Source organism: Sulfitobacter sp. W074, assembly GCF_025142275.1.
In the GTDB taxonomy this organism is placed as follows: Bacteria; Pseudomonadota; Alphaproteobacteria; order Rhodobacterales; family Rhodobacteraceae; genus Sulfitobacter; species Sulfitobacter profundi.
The window spans coordinates 71,975-83,747 of sequence record NZ_CP081130.1; the positions used below are offsets into that span (position 1 = coordinate 71,975).

Here is an 11,773-nt window from a genome sequence, read left to right on the forward strand (position 1 = left end):
ACTGGGCTTAGCTCGCCGGGGTCGAAGACACCCCAACCTGCGCGGGGCGCAGCAGACGGTCGTGCAGCATGAAGCCTTCGGCGGCGACCTGAATGATCTCGCCCGCGACGGTGCCGGGCACCGGGGCTTCGAACATCGCTTCGTGATGCTTGGGGTCGAACTTGTCGCCCACTTCGGGTGCGATCACTTCGATGCCGTGCTTTTTAAAGACGTTCAGCAACTCGCGCATCGTCAATTCCACACCTTCCAGCAGCGGGCCAAAAGCCTCTTTCTGCTCTTCGGTGGTGGTTTCCAGCGCACGCTTCATGTTGTCGTAGACCGGCAGCATGTCACGGGCGAGCTTGGAGCCGCCGTAGTTCTCGGCCTCGCGCCGATCCTTGTCGGAGCGTTTGCGCGCGTTCTCGGCATCGGCCAGCGCGCGCATGAAACGGTCGCGGTATTGGTCACGCTCGGCGCGCAACTCTTCCACCGCAAGGGCTTCTTCGTCGATCTCGGCCATGTCTTCGGCGTATTCTTCAGCTTCGGCGCTGTCGATCTCGTCCAAAAAGTCGTTTTCTTTCGGCTCTGCCATGTTCCACCTCTAGTTCCGGTCGGAAATCAGCTTTCCCACCAGTTGTGCCGTGTAGTTCACAATCGGCACGATACGTCCATAATTTAAGCGTGTCGGGCCAATGACACCCACGGCGCCGATCACCTTACGATCAGCGTTCATATAAGGGGAAACGACCAGAGAGGAACCCGAAAGTGAGAAAAGTTTGTTTTCGGAGCCGATAAAAATGCGCACACCGTCCCCATCTTCGGCCAGTTCGAGGAATTCGGCGATGTCTCGCTTGCGCTCAAGGTCATCAAAGAGGCTGCGGATACGATCGAGGTCTTCGGCTTCCCCCTCCCCGCTCAGCAGATTCGACCGGCCCCGGACAATCAAGCGTTCGGAATGCTCCCCTTCTGCGTCCCACAGCACGGCACCGCTCTCGACCAGTTGCTGGGCCAAGACGTCAATCTCCTGACGGCGTTTGGCGATCTCTTGTTTGATGCTGCGTTGCAATTCGCTGAGGGTCTTTCCCTCAACGAAAGCATTCAGAAAATTCGCCGCCTCGCGCATCGAACTGGGCGTTTGCCCCGGCGGAGGCGTGAAAAGCCGGTTTTCCACATGGCCATCTGAAAAGACAAGCACAACCAAGGCCCTATCAGGCGACAGAGAGACGAATTCGATATGCTTTATCGGCGCTTCGTGCTTCGGCGTCAGCACAAGGGAGGCGCCATGCGTTACCCCCGACAAGGCAGAGCCAATCCGGTCCAAAAGCCCGCCCACATCGGACGAGTTATTGCCCAGCGTCGCGTCGATCTTTTCGCGGTCCAACTCTGTCGGGTCGCCGATCTCAATCATGCCATCGACGAACATCCGCAGCCCCAATTGGGTTGGAATCCGCCCGGCCGAGACATGCGGGCTGTCGAGCAGCCCCATGTATTCGAGATCCTGCATCACATTGCGGATCGTCGCTGCCGAAACCTTTTCGCTGAAGTCGCGCGTCAGCGTGCGCGACCCGACGGGATCGCCACTTTCCAGATAGCCTTCGACCACCCGGCGAAACACCTCGCGGGATCGGTCGTTCATGTCTTTCAGCAATTCAGGCGTGTTTTTCATCGGTGCTCGCTCTCTTCCCCAATAAAGGTACAAGCCGGGCAAACGTCAATCGGGGTTGCATCAAAGCCTTGTGGGGCGGTATCCCCGGGCAACATCAAAAAGGATATGTCATGCGTCCCTCTGGCCGGAAACTCGATGAAATGCGCGCCGTCTCGATCGAGACAGGTTTCACCAAACACGCCGAAGGGTCGGCCCTGATCAAGATGGGCGACACCCATGTGCTGTGCACCGCCACGATCGAAGACCGCGTGCCGCCGTTTATCAAAGGCTCCGGTCTGGGTTGGGTCACCGCCGAATACGGCATGCTGCCCCGCGCTACCAATACACGAATGCGCCGTGAGGCCGCGTCGGGCAAGCAAGGGGGCCGCACGGTCGAGATCCAGCGCCTGATCGGTCGTGCCCTGCGCGCCGGTGTCGACCGCTCCGCTCTGGGAGAGCGTCAGATCACCGTCGATTGTGACGTGCTTCAGGCCGATGGCGGCACCCGCTGCGCGTCGATCACCGGCGGTTGGATTGCCCTGCGGTTGGCCGTGAACAAACTGATGAAAGCGGGCGATGTCGTCTCTGATCCGCTGGTTGATCCGGTCGCCGCGGTAAGCTGTGGCATCTATGCAGGACAGCCGGTGCTTGACCTCGACTATCCCGAAGACTCTGAGGCCGGCGTTGACGGTAACTTCATCATGACCGGGTCCGGCAAGCTGATCGAAGTCCAGATGAGCGCCGAAGGCTCTACCTATACGCGCGACCAGATGAACCAGCTGATGGATCTGGCCGAAAAAGGCGTCGGCGAACTGGCCGCGATTCAGAAATCGGTCACCGCATGACACGCAAGTTCACCGAAAGCCGGATCCTGATCGCCACCCATAACGCGGGCAAACTGGACGAAATGCGGCAGCTTTTCGCGCCCCATGGGGTGGAGGTCGTCGGCGCGGCAGAGATGGACCTGCCCGAGCCAGAAGAGACCGAGACCACATTCGTCGGCAACGCCCGGATCAAGGCACATGCGGCGGCCAAGGCCACCGGCATGGCCGCCTTGGCCGACGATTCCGGCATTGAGGTCGAAGCGCTGGCCAACGCCCCCGGTGTCTATACCGCCGACTGGGCAGAGACCGAGAATGGCCGCGATTTCATCATGGCCATGACCAAAACGCGGGACCTGCTGGAGGAAAAAAACGCCCCCTACCCGCGCCGCGCCCGGTTTTGCGCGACGCTGGTGCTGGCTTGGCCCGATGGCCACGACGAAGTCTTTGCGGGTAAGGTAAATGGCACGCTGGTTTGGCCCATGCGGGGTGAACAAGGGCATGGCTATGACCCGATGTTCCAACCCGATGGGCATGACATCACATTCGCCGAGATGGACGCGGAACAGAAAAACAGCATCAGCCACCGCGCCGATGCTTTTGCGAAATTGATTGCGGGCTGTTTTGGCTGAAGATTGGCAACAGGGCGGCTTCGGCCTTTATATCCACTGGCCATTTTGCGAGGCGAAATGTCCCTATTGCGACTTCAACAGCCATGTCAGCCGCCGGATTGACCAAGCCGCCTGGCGTGATGCCTATCTGGCAGAGCTTCAGAGAGCGGCGGATGAGACACCGGGCCGCGTCCTCAACGCAGTCTTTTTCGGGGGCGGCACACCCAGCCTGATGGACCCGGATGTCGTGGCCGATATCATTGCCGCGATCCGGCGGCACTGGCCCACCGCAAATGATCTGGAGATCACGCTCGAAGCCAACCCCGGTTCTGTCGAAGCGGGCCGTTTCACCGCTTACCGACAAGCCGGCGTTTCACGTGTCTCTATGGGAATTCAGGCGCTCAACGATCGGGATCTCAAGCGTTTGGGCCGCCTGCACTCTACTGAAGAGGCGTTGACGGCTTTCGACATCGCCCGCAATACGTTCGAACGGGTCAGTTTCGATCTTATCTATGGCCGTCAGGATCAGACCGCGGCCCAATGGGAAGCCGAGCTAAAGCAGGCTCTATCGCTTGCGATAGACCATATTTCGCTCTACCAACTGACCATCGAACAAGGCACCGCTTTCGGTGACCGCTACGCCCGTGGCAAGCTGCGCGGCCTGCCCGACGAAGACTTGGGCGCGGATATGTTCACTCTGACACAAGACATCTGCAACGATATGGGCATGCCCGCCTATGAGGTCTCAAATCACGCACGCGATGGCGCCCAATCGCGTCACAACCTGATCTACTGGCGCTATGGCGATTACATCGGTATCGGCCCCGGCGCGCACGGACGGCTGACGCTTGGCGGACAAAAACTAGCAACCGTCGCCTACAGCAATCCGCAACGGTGGCTTGATGGGGTCGCAAAAGGCGAAGCGGAGAAACCCCGCGCCGCCATCAGCCGAAGCGAACAGGCGACCGAGTTTCTCCTTATGGGTCTACGCCTGAAAGAAGGCGTCGATCTGGCTCGCTACGCCGATATCGCCGGGCATGAAATCGACGAAAAGGCGGTCGATCACCTGCAAGATATTGGCATGGCAAAGCGCGAAGGAGGCAGATTAACCGTGTCCGATCAAGGCGTTATAGTTCTAAACGCCGTGATCGAAACGCTTTTGCCCTAAGACCCGCCCAGCAGGCGACAGATCTCGTCCAACTGGTCAAGCGTGGTATAGTGCAACGTCACCTTACCCGCTTCTTGGCCCGGTTTATGGTCCAAACTAACCTTCATACCAAGGTTAGCTGACAGGTCGCCTTCAAGCGCCTGAGTATCGGCGTCTTTCTCTGAGCGCTGCGAGAGGCGCTCTTTATTTACCATATTACCGCGCTCGCCAGCCTGATCTCTCTTGACCAACGCTTCGGTTGCCCGCACGGAAAGGCCACCCTTGATGACCTGCTGGGCCAATTTCATCGGGTCCTTTGCCGGGATCAGCGCCCGCGCGTGCCCCGCGCTCAATTCATTCTGACGCACCATTTCCTGCACCGGATCTGGCAGGTTCAACAGACGCAAAAGGTTCGCAATATGGCTCCGGCTCTTGCCAAGCGCCTCTGCCATCTTCTCCTGCGTGTGCCCGAATTTATCCATCAGCTGACGATAACCCGCCGCTTCCTCGACCGAGTTCAGGTCGGCCCGCTGGATGTTTTCGATGATCGCAACTTCGAGCACTTCAACATCGGTGAACTCGCGCACAATAACCGGAAGGCTATGTATCTTCGCGATTTGCGAAGCCCGCCAGCGCCGCTCACCAGCGACGATCTCGAAGTTGCCATTGTCCAGCGCACGCACGATTAGGGGCTGAATGACCCCCTTTTCCTTGATAGATGCGGCGAGATCGTCCAGATGCTCTTGCTCAAACCGTTTACGCGGCTGATCTGGGTTCGGCTTGATCCGCTCAATCGGAACGAACTGCTCCGCCGCCGCGGCCCCCTTGGCGGCCACGCTCTCTGTCTCAGCTACATCCGCCATCAGTGCCGAAAGCCCCCGGCCAAGGCCCCGTTTACGCTCTTGTTTATCTGCCATACTGCCACCTTATTAACCATTGTTTCTCGTTAGCTCTGCCGCCAAATCGCGGTAGGCTTGGGCCCCTTTCGAAGTAGGATCGTAACTCAAAACGGGCATCGCAAAACTTGGCGCTTCGCTTACCCGAACATTCCGCGGGATGACGGTCTGGAACACGAGATCTCCAAGGTTTGAACGCGCATCACTTTCAACCTGCTGCGACAGGTTATTCCGCCTATCATACATCGTAAGAAGCACGCCCTCGATCCTCAGATCTTTATTCCCGCTCTGCCGCACTTCGCGGATCGTAAGCATAAGCTGGGAAAGACCCTCCAGCGCAAAAAACTCGCTCTGAAGCGGCACGAGAACAGAATGCGCCGCGATCATTGCGTTTACTGTCAGTAGGTTGAGAGATGGCGGGCAGTCGATCAGAATATAGTCGAACTCAAACTGATCCATTGCCGGTTGCCGCAGCGCATCGTGAAGTAGGAAGCTCCTTTTCTCATTCGAGAAAAGCTCAATATCCGCAGAACTGAGGTCCACCGTCGCGGGAACGATAAGTAATCCGTCCGTTTCAGTGCGCTGGATGACATCCTGCGGCAAGCTGTCGTCAAGCAAAAGATCATAGGTCGTGAACTCTCGATCCTCTACTTCGATCCCAAGCCCGGTAGAGGCGTTCCCCTGCGGGTCAAGATCGACAACGAGGATTCGCTTGCCCGCCTCTGCAAGCGCTGCCGCGAGGTTGATCGTGGTTGTGGTCTTACCAACGCCGCCCTTTTGGTTCGCAATAGCAACAATTTTCGGTCCAGCCGGACGAGATAGGTCAGACACGAGTGATATCCTTAATCTTCAAAATAGCGGCAGTCGGATTGGTTTTGCTCTCTACGGCTTCGAGCGCGTAGGCCCAGACTTGCTTAGCATCACTGTCTTCACTTCGCCAATTCTGTCCCTTGGGAAAGAGCGCGGTACCGTCAGAATTCAGATGAAGTTCAGTGAAGTCCAGAAGTTGCGTCAAATCAGCAAGAGCCCGTGCCGACAATATATCGGATCCAAGGCCATCCAACTGTTCGATTCTCTCGGTTTTGACTAAAGCGGTCAGGCCGAGTTCCCGTATTGCGGTACGGAGAAACGCGCATTTTCGTTGATCACTCTCGACCATGGTCACTTGAAAATTCTGCGCTTCTTGATTGAGAATCGCAACCACGATTCCCGGAAACCCTCCGCCGCTGCCAAGATCAACCCAATGGCCCTCGCCCTCAGCAAGTTCGAAAACCTGTACGGAATCGAGGATATGACGTTGCCAGAGATCATCCAAGCTGTTTTTGGAAACCAAATTGATCTTCGGATTCCATTTTCGCACTAGCTCAGCGAAAGCTGCCAGCTTGTCAAATGTTTCACGTGAAACATTCAGGGCGTTCTCTATCGTCATGCAGACCTCTTACCCGTTCCTCTTTTCACCCGCGCGAGTATTAAGGTTAGGGCTGCTGGCGTCATCCCGTCGATACGGGCAGCCTGTGCCATCGTCTCCGGCCGCGCCGCCGCGATCTTCGACTTCAATTCATTGGAGAGCCCAGCAAGCTCGTCGAACATGAAATCAGGCGGGATCCGAAGGCCCTCGTCCTTTTTGAGAAGATCGATCTCTTTCTGCTGACGGGAGATATAAGTCGCGTAAAGCGCATCGCGCTCGATCTGGCGTCGTACCTCTTTTGGGGCTATCTCTAAGCTACTATCGAGCGACAGAAGATCCTCGAACTTAACGTCCGGAAACGCGAGGACCTGAAAACCATTCCGTTTAGAACCGTCTTGATTGACGGCAATACCACCTGCCAGGAGTTCCTTCGGGGTCCAATCTTTTGCCTGCAATTGCTCCTTAAAGGCCTCCAAAGAAGCCAGCTTACGCTGAAAGAGCTTACCGCGAGCTTCCGATACGCAGCCGAGCTCGATTGCCAGAGGCGTCAGGCGCTGGTCAGCGTTGTCTGCGCGTAGGGACAACCGGAACTCCGCCCGGGACGTAAACATGCGATATGGCTCACTCACACCTCGGGTCGTCAGGTCATCAATCATGACGCCGATATAGCTCTCAGCACGTCCAAATGCCACAGCGTCCCTACCCTGCGACATCAAAGCAGCATTTAGTCCTGCGACGAGGCCCTGAGCAGCGGCTTCCTCGTAACCTGTGGTGCCATTGATCTGACCCGCCAAATAGAGGCCCGGCACGGTCCGCACGGCGAGGGTCGAAGACAGAGCACGGGGGTCTATGTAATCATACTCAATGGCATAGCCGGGCTGGAGGATTATTGCATTTTCGAGCCCGACCATACTCCGTACGTAGGCCTCTTGCACGTCTTCCGGCAGGGACGTTGAAATTCCGTTCGGGTATACAGTGTGGTCGTCTACGCCCTCAGGCTCCAAGAAAACCTGATGCGAGTCTTTATCCGCAAATCGAACCACCTTGTCTTCAATAGATGGGCAGTACCGCGGGCCCACACCATCGATATGCCCTCCGTACATGGCGGACCTATCTAGGTTCTCGCGAATGATCTGATGAGTTTTCTGGTTGGTGTGCGTTATCCCGCAGGCAACCTGCGGAGCAGATACTTCTGTGGAGAGGAATGAAAATACGACAGGCTCCTCGTCGCCTGGCTGTTTTTCCAAAATATCCCAGTTAATGGTCCGGCCATCCAAGCGCGGCGGCGTCCCTGTCTTCAACCGTCCCATAGGAAGGCCAAAGGAATCGATCCGTTCAGCGAGCCGAACGGAGGCTTTGTCGCCCATTCGTCCACCCTGGTGCGATACGTCGCCGATATGAATGACGCCTCGCAAAAAAGTTCCAGTGGTCAGCACCACAGAGGTCGCTCGGATAGTAGCGCCGTCGGCCAGTACCACCCCGGCCACCGTGTCGCCATCCATCGCGAAATCCACGACTTCGCCTTCGACAATATCGAGGTTTTCTTGGCCTTCGATCTCTTTGAGCATCTCGGTACGGTAGATTTTGCGGTCTGCCTGGGCTCGCGGGCCTTGCACCGCGGGGCCTTTGCGACGGTTCAGCAGACGAAACTGAATGCCAGCCTTATCCGCCACCCGCCCCATAACGCCGTCCATCGCATCAATCTCGCGGACGAGGTGACCTTTGCCCAGCCCCCCAATCGCAGGATTGCAAGACATCACACCGATGCCGCTCCGGTCCATCGTCACAAGAGCGGTATGAGCTCCGAGGCGCGCCGAAGCGTGGGCCGCTTCCGCGCCCGCATGGCCGCCGCCGATCACGATCACATCAAAATGTTTCACGTGAAACACTCCTTCATTTACCTACGCAAAAGCTGGTGAAGATTTCATCCAGCAGGTTTTCGACATCTATTCGGCCAACTAAGGCTTCGAGCGCGCGTATAGCGAATCGCAATTCCGCCGCGGCTAAATCATAAAAGTCGGGTCCTCGCTGCAGGATAACATCTACCTCAGCCAAACACGAGACGGCTTGCTCCAGAGCGACGCGATGTCGCTCATGTGTCGCAAGTCCGATGCTGGCGCTCTTCGTCGAAAGGGTCGTTTGAACCCGGGCAATAAGCTCGGAGATGCCCTGCCCGGTTTTTCCAGATATCCCGCTTTCCCCGATACCTGTGAGATCCGCCTTTGGTCGGACCACAATATCATCAGGCTCCGGAGCGATCATCAAAGTCTCATCCGGGGCGGCAAGGAAGACCCGCAAGTCGGCGGCTTTCGCACGTTCGATAGCCCGCTCGATTCCGATGGCCTCAATCTTATCATCGCTATCGCGCAGACCCGCCGTATCCAACAGCGTCACTGGAAGACCGCCGAGGTCCATCCTTACCTCGATAACGTCGCGGGTCGTGCCAGCGATTTCGGATGTAATCGCAGCGTCACGGCCTGCGAGAGCATTTAGCAGGGTCGATTTACCGGCGTTAGGTGCGCCGATGATGGCAACTTCAAAGCCATTGCGGACGCGCTCTGCAACATAGGTGCCCCGCGCTTCGGCCTGCAACTCTTTCCCGACTTTGGTTAGCAGCGCGTCGACCTCTGGGGTAACATCAACGGGCACCTCTTCGTCTGCGAAGTCGATCGTCGCTTCTAGCAGGGCGGCGGCTCGGATCAGGTCTTTCCGCCAGTCTTCGACCCGCGCACCAAGGTGCCCGGAGAGAACGCGGAGAGCTTGTTTTCTTTGAGCCTCGGTTTCTGCTTCGATGAGATCTGCCAGACCTTCGACCTGTGCGAGGTCCAGCTTTTCATTCTCTAGGGCGCGACGGGTGAATTCACCTGCCTCAGCCATTCGTGTTTCCGGGAATGTCGAGAGCAGTGAGAGCATAGCGCGCACGACAGCGATCGAACCGTGAACTTGCAGCTCGACAACATCTTCGCCGGTGAAGGAATTCGGCCCGGGAAAGCTGAGGAGTAAGGCTTGGTCGATGACCTCCCCCTCGGCGCCCCGAAGATTGCGCAGCACGCTTTCGCGCCCCTCAGGGCGTTGGCCGGTGATCTTCTCTGCGATCGCAAAGGCCTGCGGGCCGGAAATGCGAATCACCGCAACTCCGGCACGGCCCGGCGCTGACGCTTGGGCGAATATCGTGTCCATATTTCACTAACCTATTGTTATTAATCAATAACTCAGGTGTTCATGGAGTCGAAGAAGTCAGAATTCGACTTGGTCTGCTTGAGCTTGCCGAGCAGGAACTCGATGGCGTCAGTGGTGCCCATCGGGTTGAGAATGCGGCGCAGGACAAAGGTCTTTTGCAGGTCCACTTTATCGACCAGCAAATCCTCTTTCCGGGTGCCGGACTTGAGGATGTCAATCGCCGGGAAGACGCGCTTGTCGGCGATCTTGCGGTCCAGCACGATTTCAGAGTTGCCGGTGCCTTTGAACTCTTCAAAGATCACCTCATCCATGCGGCTGCCGGTGTCGATCAGCGCTGTGGCGATGATGGTGAGCGATCCGCCCTCTTCGATGTTCCGCGCAGCGCCGAAGAAACGTTTGGGGCGTTGCAGGGCGTTTGCATCTACACCACCGGTCAGAACCTTACCCGAAGACGGCACCACGGTGTTGAAGGCGCGGCCCAGACGGGTGATCGAATCGAGCAAGATCACCACGTCGCGCTTATGTTCGACAAGACGCTTGGCTTTCTCAATCACCATCTCGGATACGGCCACGTGGCGCGTTGCGGGCTCGTCGAAAGTGGAGGAAACGACCTCCCCCTTTACCGAACGCTGCATGTCGGTGACTTCTTCGGGCCGTTCGTCGATCAGCAAGACGATCAGATAGCACTCTGGGTGGTTTTTTTCGATGCTATTGGCGATGTTCTGCAGCAGCACGGTCTTACCGGTGCGCGGCGGGGCGACGATCAGCGAACGCTGGCCCTTGCCGATGGGCGAAACCAGATCGATGATCCGTGCGGAGCGGTCCTTGATGGTGGGGTCATCGACCTCCATCGTCAGACGCTCGTCGGGGTAGAGTGGCGTCAGGTTCTCAAAAGCAACCTTGTGGCGGGCCTTCTCAGGCGCCTCGAAGTTGATCTTGGTCACTTCGGTCAGCGCGAAATAGCGTTCGGTGTCGTCAGGCGCTTTGATCAGCCCTTCAATGGTGTCCCCTGTGCGCAGCGACCATTTGCGGATCATGTCGGGCGAGACATAGATGTCATCGGGGCCCGGCAGGTAGTTCGCTTCGGGCGAGCGCAGGAAACCGAATCCGTCTTGCAACACTTCCAGCACGCCGTCGCCTGAGATCTCCCAGCCCTCATCCGCGCGTTCGCGGAGAATTTGGAACATCATCTCGCCTTTACGCATGGTCGAGGCGTTTTCGATCTCCAGCTCTTCGGCCATGGCGAGCAGGTTTTTCGGCGTCTGCGCCTTGAGATCAGCGAGGTTCAGCGTTTCGGTTGTCATGGAGCATCCTGTTCAGCCGCAGCAGAATGCGGGCTGGTCGATCATTTGAATGTGGCAAGCAGAAACCGCCCCGGACGGGACAGTGGCGCAGATATAGGCAACGGGGCTGCTTGAGTCAATTGCTTCAGAATTTCACAACGACCGAGAAGACGATCACGATCATCAAAAGCGTCGGCACCTCGTTCAAAAGGCGGAACTGACGGCCTGTCACCGTGCTGTCGCCGCTTTTGACGGATTTGACCTGTTTTTTCAACCAAACGTGGAAAACCGTCATGGCGAGGACGCTAGCACCCTTGGTCCAAGGCCAGATCATCGTCCAATCCACGATTCCGGGCGTCAGAACGAGGGCGAGGCCGAAACCCCATGTCGCCATCATCGCGGGGCGCATGATGAACTGAGCGAGCTTAAATTCCATCATCGAGAAGGTCTCATGCATCCGACCTGCCGAGCCTGCCTGTTCGACATGATGCACGAAGAGCCGCGGCAGATAGAACAGCGCGGCCATCCAACTGATGACGGACACGATATGGAGCGCTTTGATCCACGGATAAGCGAGGCTGAGAAGATCGAACATGGGGACGGCTCCGGTGTGCGTGCTTCTTTCTTAATAAATAAGAAAAGAGAAAAGATGTAGTTGATTGTAGGGAACCGGATTCCTGTGGATTAATGATTTATACCGCCGCTTATCAACAGGTGAACAAACTTCACGGCCACCTGTGGATAAACCCGCCCCGATTCGCGAATATTGAACTTTCTCAGTAACTTGCCAGCGTATTTTCCGG

The 11,773-nt window shown here is 57.2% G+C and carries 12 protein-coding genes; 3 read left to right on the forward strand and 9 right to left on the reverse strand.

What is annotated here, in order from left to right; translation table 11 throughout:
- Positions 1-7: 7 nt before the first annotated feature.
- Both K3762_RS00320 and hrcA read right to left on the reverse strand, forming a co-directional pair.
- Positions 8-571 (reverse strand): nucleotide exchange factor GrpE, encoded by a 564-nt coding sequence (locus tag K3762_RS00320; RefSeq protein WP_067630818.1) that lies wholly within the window; start codon positions 569-571, stop codon positions 8-10.
- Positions 572-580: 9 nt separating this feature from the next.
- Positions 581-1,645, reverse strand: a complete 1,065-nt coding sequence (gene hrcA / locus K3762_RS00325) for a heat-inducible transcriptional repressor HrcA (RefSeq protein ID WP_120349793.1) — start codon at positions 1,643-1,645, stop codon at positions 581-583.
- A 110-nt stretch (positions 1,646-1,755) separates the two neighbouring features.
- On the opposite strand from hrcA, the gene rph reads away from it, so the two are divergent.
- From rph to hemW, 3 genes are read left to right on the forward strand one after another with little or no spacing between them, the layout of a single operon-like run.
- Positions 1,756-2,469 carry a ribonuclease PH gene (rph, locus tag K3762_RS00330; protein ID WP_067630810.1) on the forward strand — a complete coding sequence of 238 codons (714 nt, stop codon included), beginning with the start codon at positions 1,756-1,758 and terminating at the stop codon, positions 2,467-2,469.
- The gene (gene rdgB, locus K3762_RS00335; protein WP_132443958.1) at positions 2,466-3,077 is read left to right on the forward strand and encodes an RdgB/HAM1 family non-canonical purine NTP pyrophosphatase; all 612 of its coding nucleotides are present in this window, start codon (positions 2,466-2,468) and stop codon (positions 3,075-3,077) included. Before rph ends, rdgB begins: the two co-directional genes overlap by 4 nt.
- The gene (hemW, locus tag K3762_RS00340) at positions 3,070-4,224 is read left to right on the forward strand and encodes a radical SAM family heme chaperone HemW (protein WP_260010815.1); all 1,155 of its coding nucleotides are present in this window, start codon (positions 3,070-3,072) and stop codon (positions 4,222-4,224) included. Before rdgB ends, hemW begins: the two co-directional genes overlap by 8 nt.
- On the opposite strand, the gene K3762_RS00345 is transcribed toward hemW, so the two are convergent.
- The 7 genes from K3762_RS00345 to K3762_RS00375 all read right to left on the reverse strand — a co-directional run bounded on the left by K3762_RS00345 (position 4,221) and on the right by K3762_RS00375 (position 11,565).
- Positions 4,221-5,120 carry a ParB/RepB/Spo0J family partition protein gene (locus tag K3762_RS00345; protein WP_120349796.1) on the reverse strand — a complete coding sequence of 300 codons (900 nt, stop codon included), beginning with the start codon at positions 5,118-5,120 and terminating at the stop codon, positions 4,221-4,223. The genes hemW and K3762_RS00345 overlap by 4 nt on opposite strands.
- Before the next feature lie 12 nt (positions 5,121-5,132).
- The gene (locus K3762_RS00350) at positions 5,133-5,930 is read right to left on the reverse strand and encodes a ParA family protein (protein WP_120349797.1); all 798 of its coding nucleotides are present in this window, start codon (positions 5,928-5,930) and stop codon (positions 5,133-5,135) included.
- The gene (gene rsmG, locus K3762_RS00355; protein ID WP_260010817.1) at positions 5,923-6,528 is read right to left on the reverse strand and encodes a 16S rRNA (guanine(527)-N(7))-methyltransferase RsmG; all 606 of its coding nucleotides are present in this window, start codon (positions 6,526-6,528) and stop codon (positions 5,923-5,925) included. The genes K3762_RS00350 and rsmG overlap by 8 nt, the downstream gene beginning before the upstream one ends.
- Complete coding sequence (mnmG, locus tag K3762_RS00360; protein ID WP_260010819.1) at positions 6,525-8,387, reverse strand: tRNA uridine-5-carboxymethylaminomethyl(34) synthesis enzyme MnmG; 1,863 nt, start codon at positions 8,385-8,387, stop codon at positions 6,525-6,527. Before mnmG ends, rsmG begins: the two co-directional genes overlap by 4 nt.
- A gap of 13 nt (positions 8,388-8,400) precedes the next feature.
- Positions 8,401-9,687: a tRNA uridine-5-carboxymethylaminomethyl(34) synthesis GTPase MnmE gene (gene mnmE, locus K3762_RS00365; protein WP_132443962.1), complete on the reverse strand. Its 1,287-nt coding sequence runs from the start codon at positions 9,685-9,687 to the stop codon at positions 8,401-8,403.
- Between the two features lie 32 nt (positions 9,688-9,719).
- Positions 9,720-10,991 carry a transcription termination factor Rho gene (rho, locus tag K3762_RS00370; RefSeq protein ID WP_093927598.1) on the reverse strand — a complete coding sequence of 424 codons (1,272 nt, stop codon included), beginning with the start codon at positions 10,989-10,991 and terminating at the stop codon, positions 9,720-9,722.
- A gap of 124 nt (positions 10,992-11,115) precedes the next feature.
- Positions 11,116-11,565 (reverse strand): CopD family protein, encoded by a 450-nt coding sequence (locus tag K3762_RS00375; protein ID WP_260010822.1) that lies wholly within the window; start codon positions 11,563-11,565, stop codon positions 11,116-11,118.
- Between the last annotated feature and the right edge of the window lie 208 nt (positions 11,566-11,773).